We start from the raw sequence: 20,242 nt of genomic DNA on the forward strand, positions 1-20,242 counted from the left end.
GTGGTGGGCTGAAGCCCACCCTACGGGAGACCTTCGCTCCACCCTATCTGAGTCCCAGGCGCTGCGCCGCTTCGCGCAGCACTCGCTCGGTGCCGTCCCAGCCCAGGCAGCCATCGGTGATCGAGACGCCGTAGCGCAGCTCGCAACCCAGCGACTGGCTGCCGTCGAACAGGTGGCTTTCCAGCATCACCCCACGCAGCGAGTCATCGCCGGCCAGGCGCTGGTCGATCACCGCGCGCAGCACCTCGGGCTGGCGCAGCGGGTCCTTGCCGCTGTTGGCGTGGCTGCAATCGACCATGATCCGCGCGGCAATGCCCTGGCGCTGCAGGTCGGCGCGGGCGCTGGCGACGCTGGCGGCATCGTAGTTCGGCCCGCGATGGCCGCCGCGCAGGACCAGATGGGTATCCGGATTGCCCTGGGTGTGCACGATGGCTGGACGGCCCTGGCCGTCGACGCCGAAATGCTGGTGCGCGTGGGCCGCGGAGCGCATGGCGTCGCAGGCGATGCCGAGGCCGCCATCGGTGCCGTTCTTGAAGCCAACCGGCAGGTCCAGGCCGCTGACCAGTTCGCGGTGGACCTGGGATTCGCTGGTCCGCGCCCCGATCGCCGCCCAGCCGAGCAGGTCGTCGAAGTAGCCGGCGAGCAGCGGCTGCAACAGTTCATTGGCCAGCGGCAGCCCCATCTCCGCGAGCCGCAGCATCAGCCCGCGCGAACGCTCCAGCCCGGCGTGCATGTCGCCGCTGCCATCCAGGTGCGGGTCGTAGACCAGGCCTTTCCAGCCGACGGTGGTGCGCGGCTTCTCGACGTAGGCGCGCATCACCAGCAGTAGCTGCGGAGCGACCTCCTTGGACAGCCCGGCGAGGCGCTCGGCGTAGTCGAGCACGGCCTTCTCGTCATGCAGCGAGCACGGGCCGACCACCACCAGCAGGCGCGGATCGCGGCCATCGAGGACGGCACGGATGGCCTGTCGCTGTTGCTGGATCTGTTGGGCGAGGACGGGAGCGAGCGGCAGTCGCTCGCGCAGCTCCAGCGCACTGGGCAGCGGCGAGGTGTGCCGGCGGGGCTGGCTGGGGAAGTTACGCAGTTCGGCGGTATGCGGCGTGGCGAGGGTGGCGGCGGAAACGGCGGATGACATGGACGGGCTCCTTGGCCGGCGCGGGCATTGGCCGCGCGCGGCGCGCTATCGTGTGGTTGTTCGTTCGAGGGGAATGGCGGTGGCGAAGCGGGTAAATCGCCAGGCGTAGCGGGAGTCGTCGAAGGAGCGGCGGTAGGTGGTCATGGGATGTTCCTCGGGTTGAAAAAACGTTGGCTGAAAAAACGAAACCCCCGGTCGGGTTACCGACCGGGGGTTCTGAGAACTCTGTGGTGGCGACCCGTCTTGCCGGGCGCCTGGTGGGGTATCAGGCGCGCGCGTGGCTAAACCAATACCCATAAAAGAAGAAACGCACGGCAGCGCCGGTGGCCCGGACACGCGCGGTCGCACTGCGCTGGGCAGCGGAACGAACGAGGGGGTTGGCGGCGTTGTGCATGGTTGTCTCCGTTGAATGTGAGCCACGTTACTGCATAGCCCGGCGGCGATCAATCGCCTGTGGCTATGGCGGTGATCGATCCGGCACGCCGTCGTAGTCTGGGAAGATCGCCTTGCGGATGATCGCGTGCACGCCGAGGTTGCCGTCCACCACCTGGGTGACGCCGAAATCCACCGCCACCGAGATCAGTGAGATTGCCTCGTCCTCGGTCAGTCCGTGGGCCTTCATCAGGTAGTGGCGGGTCTTGCGGAAGGCGTCGCGCATCGCCGCTTCCATCGAGGACTCCTTGTACACCTGGGTCTGCGCGTTCGGCCCCAGCTCGGCCTGGTAGTTGGCGAAACTCAGCCCCTGCAGCACCCACTCCTCGGCGGTTTCGAGGAACGGGTAGCTGAGCTCGGCGAGGAAGCTACCGGCCATCTGCGCCTTCTTGTGCAGCACCAGCTGGAAAACGCCAGTCAGCGAGCACTCGATGGCGGTGCCGCACAGCTCGGAGTCGCCCTGCGAGGCGTGCGGATCGCCCACCGAGAACAGCGCGCCGTCCACCGACACCGGCAGGAATACCTTGGCGCCCTTGCCGGCCCGCCAGTTGTCGAGGTTGCCGCCGAAGTAGCTGGGCGGGATCGAGTCCACCGGGCCGAATTCCTTCGGCGCCACCGCCAGCACCCCGAAGTGCGGGCGCACCGGCACCACCGCCTTGGCCAGCACGCCATACTGCCGCTCGATGGTGGCCGGGTCGACCGGCACGCCGGGATAGTCGATGGTGGCGTGGCGCACGCCGAACGGGTCGGTCTGCGGCGTCCAGCGGAAGTTGTAGAGCGCCTTGGCGTGCGGCGGATGGGTGCGCGCGTCGATCTCGTAGACGGTCACCACCTCGCGCTTCTTCGGCTCGGTGAGCAGGTCGTCGTAGTGGAAGCCCCACCAGGCCGCCGCGTTGCTGCCGAAGCTGCGGCCCTGGTGCTGCGGATGGCGACTGGGCCGCGGCAGGATGTCGAGGATGCGGATCTCCAGCACGTCGCCCGGCTCGGCACCGCGCACGTGGACCGGCCCGGTGCAGATGTGCACGCCGAAGCCTTCGCCGGCGCCGCGGCCGAGAATGGAGGCGTCCATCGGGCCGGCGCCGCGGCGCTCGACGTTCTTCTTCTCGGCGCTCCAGTGGAACACGCTCTCGGCGCCGGGATCGCCTTCGATCATTCGCTCGCAGTCGTCCGTGGCGTGCTGGGTCAGCGTCTCGATGGTCAGGATGTCACCGGAATTCACCGTCAGCACCGGCGCGATGGAGCGGCTGAAATAGCCCCAGTGCACGGTCTTCTCCGATACCGGGATGTAGTAGTGGTTGGGCAGCGCCTCGCCGGCGGGACCTCCCGGCGAATCCTTCTCCGCCACCGCCGCTGCGCGTTTCGGCGCCAGCGCCAGGCTCAGCGCGTAGCGCGCATGGTCGTCGAGCACGCCCTGGAACGCACGGCGCTGGCGCTCGCCGGGATCGTCGACGGCACGCGGCGGCGCCAGGTTCAGCCGCTGGCTTTGCGGCGGACGACCGCGCTGCAGCGTCTCGTGCGGATTCTTCGGCGGCTCGGCGCGGTAGGCACGCGGCGACAGGCCGAACTGCGCGGAGAAGGCGCGGCTGAAGTTCGCCGCATCGCCGAAGCCCCAGCGAAAGCACAGCTCGGAAATGCTGAAGTGCGCCAGCGCCGGGTTGGCCAGGTCGAGCCGGCAGCGCTCCAGGCGGCGGTTGCGCAGGTATTCGCCGAAGGTGGTCGCGCCGGTCTTGAACAGCTTCTGCAGGTAACGCACGGAAAGCCCTTCCAGGCGGGCGACATCCTCGACCTGCAGCTCGGCGTCGCCGAGGCGCGCCTCGATGCTACGGCAGACGCGGCGCAAGTGGGCCAGTTGCACCGAGGTGGAATCCTCCGGCTGGCTGCGCTCACGGTACGACAGGCAGGCCACCAAAAGCTCGGTGAGCGTCGCCTCCAGCGGCGGCAGCTGGTCGCGGTCCAGATGCGCCAGCTCGTCGGCGATCGACTGGATCAGGTTCAGGCACACCGCGCCGACACCGTTGCGGGTGGCGATGCGGTTGAGTTCCTGGCTGCCGGTACGCACCAGCCGGAGGATGAAGCTGGCCGATTCGAGCTTGACCAGCAGCGCGCGGAAATCGCTGTCCAGCTCGATACGCCAGGCCTGCGCCGGGTCGAACAGGACGATGTCGCCCGTGCCGATGGCGACGCGCTGGCCGCCCTCCTCCAGCGCTCCGCTGCCGCTGAGCAGGGCCAGCACCAGCACGGTGCTGCCCTGGCACAGGCGCGCGTTGTCGGGGTGCGGGCTGAGCACCTGCGGCGAGGCGCTGACCTGCAGGAATACCGAATCCAGCGCCGAACTGCACAGCGCGACATGGCCGTCGGCCGGCTGGCCGGCGAGGCTGCTGGCCAGGCGCACGCGCTGGAACACCTCGTCCCAGGCGGACTGGCGCAGCTCCTCGGGGAAGGCGCTGCTGGAAAAACGGCGCAAGTCGTTGAGCATCGCTATCCCGTGCAGAAGAAAGAAGTCTGGCCAGTGTACCCACCGCGTCGCGACACCGGCCGAAGCGACCGGCATTGCGAAGCGAGGGTCATGCCAGGGCGGTTCAGCCCTCGCGGGCGGGGAAGATGCTCTTCTTGATCACCGCGTGCACGCCCCAGTTGCCGTCCACCACCTGGGTGATGCCGAAGTCCACCGCCACCGACATCAGCGAGATCGCCTCGTCCTCGTCCAGGCGCTGGGTGGTCATCAGGAAGTGCCGCATCTTGTGGTACGCGTCGCGCAGCGCCAGGTCCACCGAGGACTTGGAGTAGATCGACTGCTGCGCACCAGCGCCCAGCTCGGCCAGGTAGTTGGCGAAGCTGAAGCCGTGCAGCACCCAGTCGTCCTGGGTTTCCAGCAGCGGGTAGTTGAGTTCCGCCAGCGGCGTGCCGGGCAGTTCGGCCTTCTTGTGCAGGACGAACTGGAAGGTGCCGGTCAGGGAGCACTCGATGGCCGTGCCGCACAGCTCGGAGTCGCCCTGAGAGGCGTGCGGGTCGCCCACGGAAAACATCGCGCCGGCCACCGCCACCGGGAAATACAGGGTCGCACCCTTGCCGATGCGCCAGTTGTCGATGTTGCCGCCGGTGTAGCTGGGCGGGATCGAGGTGACCATGTCGGCCTCGGCCGGGGCCACGCCGATGGTGCCGAAGTGCGGGCGGATGGGGACGCGGATGTTCTTCAGCACGTTCTCGTTCTTCCTGATCGTGCTGTGGTTCACCGGAATGCCGGGGTAGTCGATGGTCGGGTGGACCACGCCGAACGGGTCCGTCTGCGGCGTCCAGCGGTAGTTGTAGACCGCGCGCGCCCAGTTGCGCTCGCCGGTGGCGTCGATCTCGTAGAGGGTCACCACCTCGCGCTTCTTCGGTTCGCTGAGCAGGTCACCGTAGTGGAACCCCCAGTTGGCGGCGGCGTTGCTGCCGAACGACTTGCCCTTGAACGCCGGGTTGGCGCTGGGCCGCGGCGCCACGTCGACGATCCGCACTTCGAGGATGTCGCCCGGTTCGGCGCCCTTGATGAACACCGGCCCGGTGCAGATGTGCACGCCCTCGCCGCCGCCGGCACCGATCTTCGCATCCATCGGCCCGGCACCGCGGCGGTTCACGCCTTTGCGCTTGGCGTCCCAGTAGAAGACGCTTTCCGCGCCCGGATCGCCCTTGACCATGCGTTCGGCATCGTCATTGGAATGGTGGGTCAGGGTCTCGATGGTCACGTAGTCGCCGGTTTCGATCTCCACCACCGGCTTGGCCGACTTGCTGAAGTAGCCCCAGAGCACGGTCTCCGCGCTGGCCGGAATATAGTAGTGGCTGGTCGGGCCATTCCCCGGCTTGGCGCTGGCGCTCGCCGCCATCACACTGGGCGACATCGATACGCCAAGGGCGCCGAGCGTCGCCGCACCGCCGCCGACCACCATGGCGTCACGCAGGAAGCTGCGCCGCGCGGCGTGGAATTCACCCTTGATGTCTTTTTCGTTCTCGGCGGTAACGCCGTGCATGCAACCCGGACTGCAAACGTGATCGTCCATAGGAACCCCCTTGGTCAGCGCGAAAGGCGCCGGCACCTGGCGGGCCGGCGTGTCGATTATTCGCGGGGGTGGCGGCAAAGCGCTTGTCGGGCGCCGCACAAATCCTTGTCGCCGGCGCTAATCCAGCAGCACCGGCAACCGTCGGTCGATGAACAGGCCGTCGAGCGTCACCTGCGCGCCGTAGGCGAGGATTTCTACGCCGGCCGCATGGGCGTCCTGCAGCGCCGCGGCATAGAGCGGGTCGATTTCCCGCGCCGGGCGCACCGCCTCGACCCTGGAGAGGTTGACGCAATACAGCTGCACCGCGCGAACCCCGGCCCGCGCCAGCGCCGCCAGCTCGCGCAGGTGACGCGCGCCGCGCAGGGTCTGCGCATCGGGGAAGGCGGCCACCGGACTGTCGTCGAAACCGAGGGTGACGCTTTTGACTTCGACGAACGCCGGGCCGCTGGCGAACTCCAGGCGGAAATCGATGCGGCTGTTCTCCACGCCGTAGGGCACTTCGCGCTTGAGCGCCTCGAAACCGGCCAGCTCGGCGATGCGGCCGGCACGCAACGCTTCCTCGATCAGCGGGTTGGCCCGCGCGGTGTTCACGCAGGCCAGCCGGCCCTGCGGGGTTTCCGCCAGCTCCCAGGTGCCCGGCAGCTTGCGCTTGGGGTCGCTGGAACGCTGGAACCACACGCGTCCGCCGGGCGCCATGCAATTGAGCATCGAGCCGGTGTTCGGGCAGTGGATGCACAGCTCCTCGCCGCCGGCAGTGACCACGTCGGCGAGGAATCGCTTGTAGCGGCGCACCAGCAGCGCCTCTTCGAGGGGAGCGGCGAAGCGCATCAGCCCTGCCAGCTCTTCAGCCCGCGGGCAATGCGCTCGACGGCTTCCTGCAGGCGCGGCAGGCTCTGGGTGTAGGCGAAGCGCACGTGCTGGGTGGCCAGGTGGCGGCCGAAATCCAGGCCCGGCGTGATGGCGACGAACTCGGTTTCGATCATGTGCTGGCAGAACGCGAAGGCGTCGCCGCCGAACGCGGAAATATCCGCATATAAATAGAAGGCCCCTTCCGGCTCCACGGCGATGCGGAAACCCAGCTCGCGCAACGCGGGCAGGAGAAAGTCGCGGCGCCGGCCGAATTCGGCGCGACGTTCCTCGAGAATCTCCAGCGTGGCCGGCTCGAAACAGGCCAGCGCAGCGTGCTGGGCCATCGACGGCGCGCTGATGTACAGGTTCTGCGCCAGCTTCTCCAGGTCGGCGACCGCCGCCGGAGGCGCCACCAGCCAGCCGAGCCGCCAGCCGGTCATGCCGAAATACTTGGAGAAACTGTTCAGCACGAACGCCTGGTCGTCGACTTCCAGCACGCTGGCGGCATCGGTGCCGTAGGTCAGCCCGTGGTAGATCTCGTCCACCACCAGATGCCCGCCACGCGCCTTCAGGGCGGAGGACAGCGAGGCCAGTTCATCGCGCTGCAACAGGGTGCCGGTAGGGTTGGCCGGCGAAGCGACCAGCGCACCGACGCTGTCGCCGTCCCAGTAGCGGTCGACCAGATCGGCGGTCAGTTGGTAGCGGGTGTCCGCGCCGACCGGCACCAGTTGCGCGGCGCCCTCCACCAGGCGCAGGAAGTGCCGGTTGCACGGATAACCGGGGTCGGCCAGCAGCCAGTGCTTGCCCGGATCGACCAGCAGGCTCGCCGCCAGCAGCAAGGCGCCGGAACCGCCGGGAGTAATCAGGATGCGTTCGGGGTCAATGCTTAACCCGTAGCGCCGCGCGTAGAAGCCGGCGATGGCCTGGCGCAGCGGCGGCAGGCCGCGCGCCGCGGTGTAGCGGGTATGTCCCGCCGCCAGCGCAGCCTGCCCGGCGGCAACGATCGGCGCGGCGGTGGAGAAATCCGGCTCGCCGATTTCCAGGTGGATCACGTCATGGCCTTCACCCTGCAATTGATTGGCGCGGGCCAGCAGGGCCATGACGTGAAACGGTTCGATAGCGCGACTACGTGCGCTGTAGGACGGGGCCATTGGCCTTCCTTTATCAGGGCAAAAACGGTGATTCTAACCAAGGCTTCACCGAAGCGGCAGCATCCGGGAGTTTGGAGTAGCGCGCCCAGTTTTGATCTGGTAAGTTCGCCCGCTTGCAGACGCGGGGCCGGGTTGACCGGCGAAGGACATCTTCCTGCGCAGTGGACCAAAAAGAGTTGAGAGGCGGCCATCCATGCCCACCAAAGCTAAAGAACAGAGCAGCCAGCTGAACCGTGGCTACGAGCCCTACCAGGAAACCAAGGGCGAGGAGTACATGAGCGACAAGATGCGCGCTCACTTCACCGGCATCCTCAACAAGTGGAAAAAGGAGCTGATGGAAGAGGTCGACCGTACCGTGCATCACATGCAGGACGAAGCCGCCAACTTCCCCGATCCGGCCGACCGCGCCAGCCAGGAAGAAGAGTTCAGCCTGGAACTGCGTGCCCGTGACCGCGAGCGCAAGCTGATCAAGAAGATCGACGAAACGCTGCAGCTGATCGAAGACAACGACTACGGCTGGTGCGACTCCTGCGGCGTGGAAATCGGCATCCGCCGGCTCGAAGCCCGTCCCACCGCTACGCTCTGCATCGACTGCAAGACGCTGGCGGAAATCAAGGAAAAGCAGATCGGTTCATGATCTCGACGGGGCGCCAAGGCGCCCCGTTTCGTTTCTGCCGTTTGCCCGTCGAGCAGGCGATTTGCGTGGAACCAGGCCGTCTGGCGCAATGCCGGGCAACGCACCGATAATCCGCCGATGAACAACTCTTCCTATATAGGCCGCTTCGCGCCGACGCCCAGTGGTCATCTGCATTTCGGTTCGCTGGTCGCCGCCCTCGCCTCCTGGCTCGACGCCCGCGCGCTCGGCGGTCGCTGGCTGCTGCGCATGGAAGACCTCGACCCGCCCCGCGAAGTCCCTGGCGCCCAGGCCGGTATCCTGCAGACACTGGAGCGCTATGGCCTACACTGGGACGGCGAGATCGTCCGCCAGAGCGAGCGTCACGCCGCCTACCTGCAGGTCGTCGAACGCCTGCAGCAGCAGGGCCTGGCCTACGCCTGCATCTGTTCGCGCAAGCAGCTCGAAGGCCAGGGCGGCGTCTATCCCGGCACCTGCCGCGACGCCCGGCACGCCAACGAGGACGCCGCGATCCGCCTGCGCGTGCCGCAGCTGGAGTACCGCTTCGTCGATCGAGTGCAGGGCGAGTTCAGCCAGCACCTGGGCCGCGACGTCGGCGATTTCGTCATCCGCCGGCGCGACGGATTATTCGCCTACCAGTTGGCGGTGGTGCTCGACGACGCCTGGCAGGGTGTCACCGATATCGTCCGCGGCGCCGATCTGCTCGACTCGACGCCACGCCAGCTCTACCTGCAGGAACTGCTGGGGCTGCCCCAGCCGCGCTACCTGCACGTGCCGCTGATCATCCAGCCGGACGGGCACAAGCTGGGCAAGTCGTACCGCTCGCCGCCGCTGGCCGCCGGTCAGGCATCGCCATTGCTGTTGCGCGCGCTGCGGGCGCTCGGCCAACCCACGCCGGACGCCGCCGAAGGCGCCGCCCCCGAGGAACTGCTCGCCTGGGCCGCACGGCATTGGGACGCCGGCCGCATTCCGCGCTGCCGCACCCTGGCCGAGGCACAGCTGCGCTAGGCGCCGCCCCACGACCTTGCGCTTATAGCTTGCGGCGCGCCGCTTCCATTACCATCGCCCGACTTCCGAATCGAGACCGAGCATGTACATCTACCGACTGGTCTTGCTCCTGGTGGTGGGGATCTACCTGTTTTCCCCGGCCATCATGGATTGGTGGATCGACCCCAACGGCGCCTGGTATCGGCCGTATCTGCTCTGGCTGATCCTCATCGTGGTCACCTTCATCCTGCAGAGCCAGCGAGACGCCGATGAGCTTTAGCCTGAGCCAGCTGACGCTGGTCAGCGCCGTCTACCTGTTCGCCCTGTTCGGCGTCGCCTGGCTCAGCGAGCACGGCGTGGTGCCGCGGCGCCTGGTTCGCCACCCGCTGGTCTACACGCTGTCGCTGGGCGTCTACGCCAGCGCCTGGGCCTTCTACGGCACGGTCGGCCTGGCGTACCAGTACGGCTACGGCTTCCTCGCCAGTTACCTCGGCGTTTCCGGCGCCTTCCTGCTGGCGCCGGTGCTGCTCTATCCGATCCTGCGCATCACCCGCGCCTATCAACTGTCGTCGCTGGCCGACCTGTTCGCCTTCCGCTTCCGCAGCGGCTGGGCCGGCGCGCTGACCACGCTGTTCATGCTGATCGGCATCCTGCCGCTGCTGGCGCTGCAGATCCAGGCGGTGGCCGACTCCATCGGCATCCTCGCCGGCGAGGCGCAGCAGGCGAAGATGGCGCTGGGCTACTGCCTGATGATCATCCTCTTCACCATTCTCTTCGGCGCCCGCCACATCGCCACCCGCGAGAAGCACGAGGGGCTGGTCTTCGCCATCGCCTTCGAGTCGATGGTCAAGCTGATCGCGCTGGGCGGCATCGGCCTGTATTCGCTGTACGGCGTGTTCGGCGGGCCGCACCAGCTGGAGGTCTGGCTGCTGCAACACCAGACGGCGCTGACCACCCTGCACACGCCGCTGCAGGAAGGCCCATGGCGCACGCTGCTGCTGGTGTTCTTCGCGTCGGCGATCGTCATGCCGCACATGTACCACATGACCTTCACCGAGAACCTCAACCCGCGCGGGCTGGTCAGCGCCAGTTGGGGCCTGCCGCTGTTCCTGCTGCTGATGAGCCTCGCGGTGCCGCCGATTCTCTGGGGCGGCCTGAAGCTGGGCGCCACCACCAACCCGGAGTATTTCTCCCTGGGCCTGGGCCTCGCCGCCGGCAAGCCGGCGCTGGCGATGCTGGCCTACGTCGGCGGCCTGTCCGCCTCCAGCGGGCTGATCATCGTCTCGACCCTGGCGCTCTCGGGGATGGTCCTCAATCACCTGGTGCTGCCGGTCTACCAGCCGCCGGCCGAGGGCAACATCTACCGCTGGCTGAAATGGACCCGCCGCGGCCTGATCGCCGCGATCATCCTCGCCGGATACGGCTTCTACCTGCTGCTGGGCGCGCAGCAGGACCTCTCCAACCTGGGCATCGTGTCCTTCGTCGCCACCCTGCAGTTCCTCCCCGGCGTGCTCTCGGTCCTCTACTGGCCGACCGCCAACCGGCGCGGTTTCATCGCCGGCCTGCTGGCCGGCATCGCCGTGTGGACGGTGGGCATGCTGCTGCCGCTGATCGGCGACATGGAGGGCTTCTACCTGCCCTTCTTCGACCTCATTTACGTGCTCGACGACACCAGCTGGCACCTGGCGGCAATCGCCTCGCTGGCCGCCAACGTGCTGGTGTTCACCCTGGTTTCGCTGTTCACCGAGGGCAGCGCCGAGGAGAAGAGCGCCGCCGAAGCCTGCGCGGTGGACAACGTGCGCCGCCCACAGCGCCGCGAGTTGCTCGCCGCCTCGCCGCAGGAGTTTGCCGCCCAGCTGGCCAAGCCGCTCGGCGGCAAGACCGCGCAGAAGGAGGTCGCCCAGGCCCTGCGCGATCTGCACCTGCCCTTCGACGAGCGCCGCCCCTATGCCTTGCGCCGCCTGCGCGACCGTATCGAGGCCAACCTGTCGGGGTTGATGGGGCCGAGCGTGGCGCAAGATCTGGTGGAAGGTTTCCTGCCCTACAAATCCGGCAGCGAGGGCTATGTCACCGAGGACATCCACTTCATCGAGAGCCGCCTGGAAGACTACCAGTCGCGCCTCACCGGCCTTGCCGCCGAACTCGACGCGCTGCGCCGCTACCACCGGCAGACCCTGCAGGAACTGCCGATGGGCGTCTGCTCGCTGGCCAAGGACCATGAAATCCTCATGTGGAACCGTGCGATGGAGGAACTCACCGAGATTCCCGCCCAGCGGGTGGTCGGCTCGCGCCTGTCGGCACTGGGCGAACCCTGGAAGAGCCTGCTGGAGAACTTCATCGCCGCCGACGACCAGCATTTGCACAAGCAGCATCTGGACCTCGCCGGGCACACGCGCTGGCTCAACCTGCACAAGGCGGCGATCGACGAGCCGCTGGCGCCGGGTAACAGCGGGCTGGTGCTGCTGGTCGAGGACCAGACCGAAACCCAGTCGCTGGAAGACAAGCTGGCACACTCCGAACGCCTGGCCAGCATCGGCCGCCTCGCCGCCGGCGTCGCCCACGAGATCGGCAACCCGATCACCGGCATCGCCTGCCTGGCGCAGAACCTGCGCGAAGAGCGCGAGGCCGACGAGGAACTCAGCGAAATCAGCAGCCAGATCGTCGAGCAGACCAAGCGGGTGTCGCGCATCGTCCAGTCGCTGATGAGCTTCGCCCACGCCGGTAGCCGCCAGGTCGAGAGCGAATCGGTCTGCCTGGCGGACATCGCCCAGGAAGCCATCGGCCTGCTGTCGCTGAACAAACGCAGCGTCGACGTGCAGTTCTACAACCTCTGCGACCCCGCGCACTGCGCCGAAGGCGATTCGCAACGCCTGGCCCAGGTGCTGATCAACCTGCTGTCCAACGCCCGCGACGCCTCGCCGGAAGGCGGCGCGATCCGGGTACGCAGCGAGGCCAGCGAGCACAGTGTCGAGCTGATCGTCGAGGACGAAGGCGGCGGAATTCCGAAGGAGATCGCCGACCGGCTGTTCGAGCCTTTCTTCACCACCAAGGACCCCGGCAAGGGGACCGGCCTGGGGCTCGCGCTGGTCTATTCGATCGTGAAAGAGCATTATGGCCAAATAACACTCGACAGCCCGGTGGACACCGAGCACCAGCGCGGCACCCGTTTCAGGGTCCGTTTGCCGAGGTATGTCGAAGCGACGTCCGCAGTGATCCCCGGGAGCTGAAATGCAGGCTGCATGCCGCTTGGCGGCTATTTCCGCGCAGCCCCGAGACCGTCGAGAGAATTCTATTGATGCCGAATATCCTGATCGTCGAAGACGAAACAATCATCCGCTCCGCCTTGCGCCGACTGCTCGAGCGCAACCAGTACGAAGTCAGCGAAGCCGGCTCCGTGCAGGAAGCCCAGGAGCGCTTCAGCATTCCGTCCTTCGACCTCATCGTCAGCGACCTGCGCCTGCCGGGCGCGCCCGGCACCGAGCTGATCAAGCTCGCCCAGGGCACCCCGGTGCTGATCATGACCAGCTACGCCAGCCTGCGCTCGGCGGTGGATTCGATGAAGATGGGCGCGGTCGACTACATCGCCAAGCCGTTCGACCACGATGAAATGCTCCAGGCCGTGGCCCGCATCCTGCGCGATCGCCAGGGCGCCAGCAGCGCGCCGGCCGAACAGCCGAATGCGACGCGCGGGGCCGACAAACCGGCGTCGGCGAACGGCGAGATCGGCATCATCGGCTCCTGCGCGGCGATGCAGGACATGTACAGCAAGATCCGCAAGGTCGCGCCGACCGACTCCAACGTATTGATCCAGGGCGAATCCGGCACCGGCAAGGAGCTGGTCGCGCGCGCCCTGCACAATCTGTCCAAGCGCGCCAAGGCGCCGCTGATCTCGGTGAACTGCGCGGCGATCCCGGAGACCCTGATCGAGTCCGAACTGTTCGGCCACGAGAAAGGCGCCTTCACCGGCGCCAGCGCCGGCCGCGCCGGCCTGGTCGAAGCGGCCGACGGTGGCACGCTGTTTCTCGACGAGATCGGCGAGCTGCCGCTGGAAGCCCAGGCCCGGCTGCTGCGCGTGTTGCAGGAAGGCGAGATCCGCCGGGTCGGGTCGGTGCAGTCGCAGAAGGTCGACGTGCGCCTGATCGCCGCCACCCACCGCGACCTGAAAACCCTGGCCAAGATCGGCCAGTTCCGCGAGGACCTCTATTACCGCCTGCACGTCATCGCGCTGAAACTGCCGCCGCTGCGCGAGCGCGGCGCCGACGTCAGCGAGATCGCCCGCGCCTTCCTTGCCCGCCAATGCGCGCGCATGGGCCGCGACCTGCGCTTCGCCGCGGACGCCGAACAGGCGATTCGTCACTATTCCTGGCCGGGCAACGTGCGCGAGCTGGAGAACGCCATCGAGCGTGCGGTGATTCTCTGCGAGAGCCCGGACATCTCGGCCGACCTGCTGGGGATCGACGTGGAGCTGAGCGACCTCGACGACGACGATTTCGTCGAAAGCGCCGCGCAGGGCAGCAGCAACAGCCACGAACCGACCGAGGACCTGTCGCTGGAGGACTACTTCCAGCACTTCGTCCTCGAACACCAAGACCACATGACCGAAACGGAACTGGCCCGCAAGCTCGGCATCAGCCGCAAGTGCCTGTGGGAACGTCGCCAGCGCCTGGGCATCCCACGCCGCAAGAGCGCCACCGCCGACGTATCCGAGATCCGGTAACGTCTCGCGACACACACATCCTGTTACCGCACACGGATGCGACGTAACAAAGCCGGGTTCATCGGTAACGGGGACCCGGCTTTTTTTCGCTCCGGTCGCCACATAGAAAAATCAAACCGTTGATTTAAAAGGAATTTTAAAAACTGGCACAGCTTCTGCTTTATCTATTGCACAACAACAATAACAAACGCTGAACCCCACAATAAAAACAAGACGTATCGACTCCAGCACAATAAAAACAACACGGCGGAGGCGCAGCTAACTGATTCTTTTGGAGAGGAATTGCTTTTGGGGCTTGCCCCACAGCCAGGACAAGAACAATAAAACTGCCTAGAGGCAGCGTCGGACTGGTTGGATCGCAAGGTCATGGCAGCATCAGCGTCCAAAGTAATCCGTTTGCTATTAGCTCCCAGAGTGGGAGTCCGTCCTCAGGCCCCTGGCCTCGGGGACGGGTCGGACAACAAAAACAACAAGCCGACATAATAATAAAAACAAAGAAAGCATTACTTAGGGGGAGCTTCGGCTCCCCCAGTAGCTTTACCCCCCGCAAGATCCGTCGTTCACCATCCCCCCTCGTAATGTTAGAATCCGCGAAAATCAAGCGGTCATTCTCAATCCTGGCCGATCATCCCGCCAAACAGTGCCATCCATGCTGAAGAAGCTGTTCCAGTCGTTCCGCTCACCCCTGCGCCGTGCCCAGCACCCGCGTAGCACCCCCGAGGTGCTGAGTAGTCGCCAGCATTCCCTGACCCACTCCCAGATCAGCCGTCACGCCGTGAGTGTCGTAGAGCGCCTGCAGAAGGCCGGCTACGAAGCCTACGTGGTCGGCGGTTGCGTGCGCGACCTGCTGCTCAACTACACGCCCAAGGATTTCGACGTCGCCACCAGCGCCACGCCCGAGCAGGTCCGCGCAGAGTTCCGCAACGCGCGGGTGATCGGCCGCCGCTTCAAGCTGGTTCATGTGCATTTCGGCCGCGAGATCATCGAGGTCGCGACCTTCCGCGCCAACCACCCGCAAGGCGATGATGAGGAGAACAGCAACCAGTCCTCGCGCAACGAGAGCGGGCGAATCCTGCGCGACAACGTCTACGGCACGCTGGAGGACGACGCGCAGCGCCGCGACTTCACCATCAACGCGCTTTACTACGATCCCAGCACCGAGCGCATCCTCGACTACGCGCGCGGCGTGAAGGACATCGACAATCACCTGATCCGCCTGATCGGCGTGCCGGAGCAACGCTACCAGGAAGACCCGGTGCGCATGCTGCGGGCGATCCGCTTCGCCGCCAAGCTCGACTTCGACATCGAGAAGCACAGCGCCGAGCCGATCCGCCGACTGGCTCCGATGCTGCGCGAAATCCCCTCGGCGCGGCTGTTCGACGAAGTGCTCAAGCTGTTCCTCTCCGGCGTGGCCGAGGAGACCTTCGAGCTGCTGCTCGAGTACGACCTCTACGCGCCGCTGTTCCCGGCCAGCGCGAAAGCGCTCGAGCAGCGCCCGGAGTACGCAGGCTCGCTGATTCGCCAGGCCCTGGCGAACACCGACGAACGCGTCCACCTGGGCAAACCGGTGACGCCGGCATTCCTCTTCGCCGCCTTGCTGTGGCCTGCCCTGCCCGCCCGCGTGCTGCAACTGCAGGATCGCGGCCTGCCGCCGATCGCGGCAATGCAGGAAGCCGCGCACACGCTGATCGTCGAACAGTGCCAGCGCACCGCGGTGCCCAAGCGCTTCACCATCCCGATTCGCGAAATCTGGGACATGCAGGAACGCCTGCCCCGCCGCCACGGCAAGCGCGCCGACCTGTTGCTGGAAAACCCCCGCTTCCGCGCGGGCTACGACTTCCTCCTGCTGCGCGAAAGCGCTGGCGAGAAAACCGACGGCCTGGGCGACTGGTGGACCGACTACCAGGACGCCAGCGACAGCGAACGGCGCGCCATGATCCGCGACCTCAGCGGCAAGGACGATGCCGGCGGTGCGCCGCGCAAGCGTCGCCGTGGCGGCAATCGGCGCCGCCGTGGCCCGCAGGATGGCGCGCCGAGCTCGGCCGACTGATCCGTGGAACGGGTCTACCTCGGCCTGGGCAGCAACCTCGCCGAGCCACTCGCCCAGCTCGGCGCGGCGCTGCAAGCCATCGGCGAGTTGCCGCAATCGCGGCTCGTCGCCGTCTCTTCCTTCTACTCCAGCGACCCGCTTGGCCCGCCGGACCAGCCGCGCTACCTCAACGCCGTAGCGGCGCTCGATACCACGCTGGCGCCCCTCGCATTGCTCGACGCGCTGCAGGCCATCGAGCAGGAGCAGGGGCGCCAGCGCAAGGCCGAACGCTGGGGCCCGCGCACCCTCGACCTGGACATCCTGGCGTTCGGCGACCGGCTGATCGACGAGCCGCGGCTGCGCGTGCCGCACTACCATATGCATGCGCGGGCGTTCGTCCTCTATCCGCTGGCGGAAATCGCCCCGGGGCTGCGCCTGGCCGATGGCCGGACGCTCGACCAGCTGCTCGCCGCCTGCCCGTTCAGCGGCCTCGAGCGACTGCCGGTAACGCCGTAACACGGCGGTAACACCGCCTAATTGACTTCACGCCCCCCCATCGGGACTATAGGCGTCCCGTTGCCCAGAGCCGGTGCCAAAAACCGGTGCGATCAGGACGGGTGAAGTGTCGTGCGAGCAATCCCCGCGGGCCTCCAGGCCGCCAAAACCGCCTCGTGCAGTACCATTCACACCGCCTGCGAAGAGGACCTTTTCCATGCCTGAAACAACCCTGACGTCCCTGCAACAACTCAAGCTGCAGGGCGAGAAGATCGCCATGTTGACCTGTTACGACGCCACCTTCGCCGACGCCTGCTGCGCCGCTGGCGTCGAGATGCTACTGATTGGCGACTCCCTGGGCATGGTCCTGCAGGGCCACGACAGCACGCTGCCGGTCAGCGTCGAGGACATGGTCTATCACACGGCCTGCGTGAAGCGCGGCAACAAGGGCGCGATGATCGTCGCCGACCTGCCGTTCATGGCCAACGCCACGCTCGAGCAGACGCTGAACAATTCCGCGGCGCTGATGAAGGCCGGCGCGCACATGGTCAAGGTGGAGGGCGCCGCCTGGCTGGCCGAGTCGATCCGGCTGCTGGCCGAGCGCGGGATTCCGGTCTGCGCGCACCTGGGCCTGACGCCGCAGGCCGTGAACGTCCTCGGCGGCTACAAGGTGCAGGGACGCGGCGACGCCCAGGCGCGTCAGCTGCGCGCCGACGCCGTGGCGCTGGAACAGGCCGGCGTGGCGATGCTGCTGCTCGAATGCGTGCCCAGCGAGCTGGCCGCGGAGATCACCCAGGCGGTGAAGATTCCGGTGATCGGCATCGGTGCCGGCAGCGATACCGACGGCCAGGTGCTGGTGTTGCACGACATGCTCGGGCTGTCCCTCTCCGGCCGCATGCCGAAGTTCGTGAAGAACTTCATGCAAGGCCAGAGCAGCATCCAGGGCGCCCTCGCCGCCTACGTGCGGGAGGTGAAGGCCGTCAGTTTCCCCGCCGCCGAACACGGGTTCTCCGCATGATCACCGTGCATACCGTCGCGGAACTGCGCGCCGCCGTGCTGCACGCGCGCCGCGCAGGCAAACGCATCGGCCTGGTGCCGACCATGGGCAACCTGCACGCCGGCCACGCGGCGCTGGTCGAACGGATCGCCGGGCATGCCGACTTCGTGGTCGCCAGCATCTTCGTCAATCCGCTGCAGTTCGGCCCGCGCGAAGACCTGGCGACCTACCCGCGCACGCTCCCGGCCGATCAGGAAAAGCTCCTCGCCGCAGGCTGCGATCTGCTGTTCGCGCCCAGCGTCGAGCAGATGTACCCCAATGGCGCCGACGGCCAGACCCGGGTCAGCGTGCCCGAGGTGTCCGAAGGCCTGTGCGGCGCCAGCCGGCCGGGTCACTTCGAAGGCGTGGCAACGGTGGTCAACAAGCTGTTCAACATGGTCCAGCCGGATGTCGCGGTGTTCGGCCAGAAGGATTTCCAGCAACTGGCGGTGATCCGCAAGATGGTTGCCGACCTCAATCTGCCGATCGAGATCATCGGTGCGCCGACCGTGCGCGCCGGCGACGGGCTGGCGCTATCCTCGCGCAACGGCTACCTCGACGAACGGCAGCGCGCCACGGCGCCGGCCCTGTATCGCAGCATGACGCGCCTGGCCGACGGCCTGCGCGCCGGCAACACCGACCGCGCGGCGCTGCTCGAGCAGGCACGCGCCGAGCAGGAAGCGTCCGGCCTGCGCGTCGACTACCTGGAAATCCGCGAAGCCGACCACCTGCGAGCCGCGCGCCCGGAAGACCGCAAACTGGTGATTCTGGCCGCCGCGTACCTCGGTAGCACGCGCCTGATCGATAACCTGACCGTCGAGCTGCCGCCGACCGGCTGAGCGTCGCGGGGATGCCGCCAGGCCTTCGGGCGGAGCGGCGCGCTAGATTCGAAAAGCCCCGGAACACTGCGGGCTTTTCCTGTTCCAAGCAGTTCAGCGGTATAGGACATGCGCCCGGTCGACGCGACCGCGGTGCCTGAACAAGGCTCAAGCTAAGGAAGCCGGACATTCATGGCGTACTACCAGAATCCCCTCGACGTAACTTCCCTCCCCTCCTGGAAAGCCCTCACCGATCACCGGCTGAACCTGCAGAACTTCAGCATGCGCGAGGCCTTCGCCTCGGACCCGCAGCGCTTCAGCGACTTCTCCCTGAGCGCCTGCGGCCTGTTCCTCGACTACTCGAAGAACCTGATCACCCACGAGACCCGCGACCTGCTGGTCAGCCTGGCGCGCGAGGCCGGCGTCGAGCAGGCGCTGCACGCGATGTTCGAGGGCCAGCCGATCAATGCCTCGGAAAAGCGCCCGGTGCTGCACACCGCCCTGCGCCGCCCGGTGGGCGAATGCATCATGGTCGACGGGCGTAACATCATCCCCGACGTTCACCAGGTGCTGAACCAGATGACCGACGTGGTCGGCCGCATCCACACCAACCAGTGGCGCGGCTACAACGACAAGACCATCACCGACGTGGTCAACATCGGCATCGGCGGTTCCTTCCTCGGCCCTCAGCTGGTTTCCGAGGCGCTGCTGCCGTTCACCCAGAACGGCGTGCGCTGCCACTACCTGGCCAACATCGACGGTAGCGAATTCCGCGAGGTGATGGCCAAGCTGAACGTCGAGACCACGCTGTTCATCATTTCCAGCAAGACCTTCAGTACCCTGGAAACCCTGAAGAACGCCCAGGCAGCCCGGGCCTGGTACCTGGCCCGTGGCGGCACCCAGGAGAAGCTCTACCGGCACTTCATCGCGGTCACCAGCAACAAACCGGCCGCCGTGGCGTTCGGCATCCTCGAGAAGAACGTGTTCCCGATGTGGGACTGGGTCGGCGGGCGCTACTCGCTGTGGTCGGCCATCGGTCTGCCGATCGCGCTGGCGGTGGGCATGTCCAACTTCAAGGAGCTGCTCTCCGGCGCCTACACCATGGATACGCACTTCCGCACCGCACCGTTCGAGAAGAACATGCCGGTGCTGCTTGCCATGCTGGGCGTCTGGTACAGCAATTTCTGGGATGCCCAGAGCCACGCCTTCCTGCCGTACGACCACTACCTGCGCAACTTCGTCAAACACCTGCAGCAGCTGGACATGGAGTCCAACGGCAAGAGCGTGCGCCAGGACGGCTCGCCGGTGTCCTGCGATACCGGGCCGATCATCTGGGGCGGCGTCGGCTGCAACGGTCAGCACGCCTATCACCAGTTGCTGCACCAGGGCACGCCGCTGATCCCGTCGGACTTCATCGTGCCGGTCGTCAGCTTCAACCCGGTCGCCGATCACCACCAGTGGTTGTATGCCAACTGCCTGTCGCAGAGTCAGGCGCTGATGCGCGGCAAGACCCGCGCCGAGGCCGAGACCGAGTTGCGCGAGAAGGGCCTGGACGACGCCGAGGTGCAGCGCCTGGCGCCGCACAAGGTGATTCCCGGCAACCGCCCGAGCAACACCCTCGTGCTGGAACGCATCAGCCCGCGTCGCCTCGGCGCGCTGATCGCGCTGTACGAGCACAAGGTGTTCGTCCAGGGCGTGATCTGGGGGATCAACTCCTTCGACCAGTGGGGCGTCGAGCTGGGCAAGGAACTCGGCAAGTCGGTCTACCAGAAGCTCACCGCCTACGAGGCGGACGCCGCCGAGGACGCTTCCACCCAGGGTCTGATCGACTACTTCCGCGGCCGTCACCGCGGCTGATCGCCCTTCGCGCCGCGCGGCGAACCCTCGTCGCGCGGCCGCTCCCGCCGAAACATTCCTACAAC

15 protein-coding genes are annotated in these 20,242 nt (G+C 66.8%); 10 read left to right on the forward strand and 5 right to left on the reverse strand.

The features are described from left to right. Positions 1 to 43 precede the first annotated feature (43 nt). The 5 genes from B3E91_RS14765 to B3E91_RS14785 all read right to left on the reverse strand — a co-directional run bounded on the left by B3E91_RS14765 (position 44) and on the right by B3E91_RS14785 (position 7,604). On the reverse strand, positions 44 to 1,135 hold the full coding sequence (locus B3E91_RS14765) for a 3-deoxy-7-phosphoheptulonate synthase (protein WP_287030140.1): 1,092 nt from the start codon (positions 1,133 to 1,135) through the stop codon (positions 44 to 46). Between the two features lie 457 nt (positions 1,136 to 1,592). Beyond that, complete coding sequence (locus B3E91_RS14770) at positions 1,593 to 4,043, reverse strand: acetamidase/formamidase family protein (protein ID WP_287030142.1); 2,451 nt, start codon at positions 4,041 to 4,043, stop codon at positions 1,593 to 1,595. 103 nt (positions 4,044 to 4,146) lie between these two features. Further along, positions 4,147 to 5,604 (reverse strand): acetamidase/formamidase family protein, encoded by a 1,458-nt coding sequence (locus B3E91_RS14775; RefSeq protein ID WP_287030144.1) that lies wholly within the window; start codon positions 5,602 to 5,604, stop codon positions 4,147 to 4,149. A 117-nt stretch (positions 5,605 to 5,721) separates the two neighbouring features. Continuing rightward, positions 5,722 to 6,432 carry a DNA/RNA nuclease SfsA gene (gene sfsA / locus B3E91_RS14780; protein WP_287030145.1) on the reverse strand — a complete coding sequence of 237 codons (711 nt, stop codon included), beginning with the start codon at positions 6,430 to 6,432 and terminating at the stop codon, positions 5,722 to 5,724. After that, the gene (locus B3E91_RS14785) at positions 6,432 to 7,604 is read right to left on the reverse strand and encodes a pyridoxal phosphate-dependent aminotransferase (protein WP_287030147.1); all 1,173 of its coding nucleotides are present in this window, start codon (positions 7,602 to 7,604) and stop codon (positions 6,432 to 6,434) included. The genes sfsA and B3E91_RS14785 overlap by 1 nt, the downstream gene beginning before the upstream one ends. 193 nt (positions 7,605 to 7,797) lie before the next feature. On the opposite strand from B3E91_RS14785, the gene dksA reads away from it, so the two are divergent. From dksA to pgi, 10 genes are all read left to right on the forward strand, one after another. Beyond that, positions 7,798 to 8,241 (forward strand): RNA polymerase-binding protein DksA, encoded by a 444-nt coding sequence (gene dksA, locus B3E91_RS14790; protein ID WP_090223573.1) that lies wholly within the window; start codon positions 7,798 to 7,800, stop codon positions 8,239 to 8,241. Positions 8,242 to 8,358: 117 nt separating this feature from the next. Next, positions 8,359 to 9,246 carry a tRNA glutamyl-Q(34) synthetase GluQRS gene (gene gluQRS, locus B3E91_RS14795; RefSeq protein ID WP_287030148.1) on the forward strand — a complete coding sequence of 296 codons (888 nt, stop codon included), beginning with the start codon at positions 8,359 to 8,361 and terminating at the stop codon, positions 9,244 to 9,246. 82 nt (positions 9,247 to 9,328) lie between these two features. Further along, a complete protein-coding gene (locus B3E91_RS14800) occupies positions 9,329 to 9,505 on the forward strand; it encodes a hypothetical protein (protein WP_003095129.1) in 177 nt (58 codons plus the stop codon). Beyond that, the gene (locus tag B3E91_RS14805) at positions 9,495 to 12,452 is read left to right on the forward strand and encodes a sensor histidine kinase (RefSeq protein WP_287030149.1); all 2,958 of its coding nucleotides are present in this window, start codon (positions 9,495 to 9,497) and stop codon (positions 12,450 to 12,452) included. The genes B3E91_RS14800 and B3E91_RS14805 overlap by 11 nt, the downstream gene beginning before the upstream one ends. Before the next feature lie 68 nt (positions 12,453 to 12,520). Then, the gene (locus B3E91_RS14810) at positions 12,521 to 13,942 is read left to right on the forward strand and encodes a sigma-54-dependent transcriptional regulator (protein ID WP_090223578.1); all 1,422 of its coding nucleotides are present in this window, start codon (positions 12,521 to 12,523) and stop codon (positions 13,940 to 13,942) included. A gap of 649 nt (positions 13,943 to 14,591) precedes the next feature. Beyond that, a complete protein-coding gene (locus tag B3E91_RS14815; protein ID WP_273234292.1) occupies positions 14,592 to 15,992 on the forward strand; it encodes a polynucleotide adenylyltransferase PcnB in 1,401 nt (466 codons plus the stop codon). Between the two features lie 3 nt (positions 15,993 to 15,995). Continuing rightward, positions 15,996 to 16,487 carry a 2-amino-4-hydroxy-6-hydroxymethyldihydropteridine diphosphokinase gene (gene folK, locus B3E91_RS14820; protein ID WP_273234290.1) on the forward strand — a complete coding sequence of 164 codons (492 nt, stop codon included), beginning with the start codon at positions 15,996 to 15,998 and terminating at the stop codon, positions 16,485 to 16,487. 196 nt (positions 16,488 to 16,683) lie between these two features. Beyond that, positions 16,684 to 17,484, forward strand: coding sequence for a 3-methyl-2-oxobutanoate hydroxymethyltransferase (panB, locus tag B3E91_RS14825; protein WP_287030151.1), 801 nt, complete (start codon positions 16,684 to 16,686; stop codon positions 17,482 to 17,484). Next, positions 17,481 to 18,341 (forward strand): pantoate--beta-alanine ligase, encoded by an 861-nt coding sequence (gene panC / locus B3E91_RS14830; RefSeq protein ID WP_287030152.1) that lies wholly within the window; start codon positions 17,481 to 17,483, stop codon positions 18,339 to 18,341. Before panB ends, panC begins: the two co-directional genes overlap by 4 nt. Positions 18,342 to 18,512: 171 nt before the next feature. Then, entirely contained in the window at positions 18,513 to 20,177 is a 1,665-nt protein-coding gene (pgi, locus tag B3E91_RS14835; RefSeq protein ID WP_273234286.1) for a glucose-6-phosphate isomerase, read from the forward strand. Positions 20,178 to 20,242 lie beyond the last annotated feature (65 nt).

This window comes from Pseudomonas sp. UBA6310, from assembly GCF_002438225.1.
Taxonomy (GTDB): Bacteria; Pseudomonadota; Gammaproteobacteria; order Pseudomonadales; family Pseudomonadaceae; genus Pseudomonas_O; species Pseudomonas_O kuykendallii.

Bases quoted from the DNA above. Each gene is read 5' to 3' on its own strand.
- gluQRS (WP_287030148.1), top strand. From the start codon at position 8,359: ATGAACAACTCTTCCTATATAGGCCGCTTCGCGCCGACGCCCAGTGGT.
- B3E91_RS14810 (WP_090223578.1), top strand. From the start codon at position 12,521: ATGCCGAATATCCTGATCGTCGAAGACGAAACAATCATCCGCTCCGCC.
- B3E91_RS14800 (WP_003095129.1), top strand. From the start codon at position 9,329: ATGTACATCTACCGACTGGTCTTGCTCCTGGTGGTGGGGATCTACCTG.
- B3E91_RS14770 (WP_287030142.1), bottom strand. From the start codon at position 4,043: ATGCTCAACGACTTGCGCCGTTTTTCCAGCAGCGCCTTCCCCGAGGAG.
- sfsA (WP_287030145.1), bottom strand. From the start codon at position 6,432: ATGCGCTTCGCCGCTCCCCTCGAAGAGGCGCTGCTGGTGCGCCGCTAC.
- B3E91_RS14775 (WP_287030144.1), bottom strand. From the start codon at position 5,604: ATGGACGATCACGTTTGCAGTCCGGGTTGCATGCACGGCGTTACCGCC.
- dksA (WP_090223573.1), top strand. From the start codon at position 7,798: ATGCCCACCAAAGCTAAAGAACAGAGCAGCCAGCTGAACCGTGGCTAC.
- panC (WP_287030152.1), top strand. From the start codon at position 17,481: ATGATCACCGTGCATACCGTCGCGGAACTGCGCGCCGCCGTGCTGCAC.
- B3E91_RS14805 (WP_287030149.1), top strand. From the start codon at position 9,495: ATGAGCTTTAGCCTGAGCCAGCTGACGCTGGTCAGCGCCGTCTACCTG.
- pgi (WP_273234286.1), top strand. From the start codon at position 18,513: ATGGCGTACTACCAGAATCCCCTCGACGTAACTTCCCTCCCCTCCTGG.
- panB (WP_287030151.1), top strand. From the start codon at position 16,684: ATGCCTGAAACAACCCTGACGTCCCTGCAACAACTCAAGCTGCAGGGC.
- B3E91_RS14815 (WP_273234292.1), top strand. From the start codon at position 14,592: ATGCTGAAGAAGCTGTTCCAGTCGTTCCGCTCACCCCTGCGCCGTGCC.
- B3E91_RS14765 (WP_287030140.1), bottom strand. From the start codon at position 1,135: ATGTCATCCGCCGTTTCCGCCGCCACCCTCGCCACGCCGCATACCGCC.
- B3E91_RS14785 (WP_287030147.1), bottom strand. From the start codon at position 7,604: ATGGCCCCGTCCTACAGCGCACGTAGTCGCGCTATCGAACCGTTTCAC.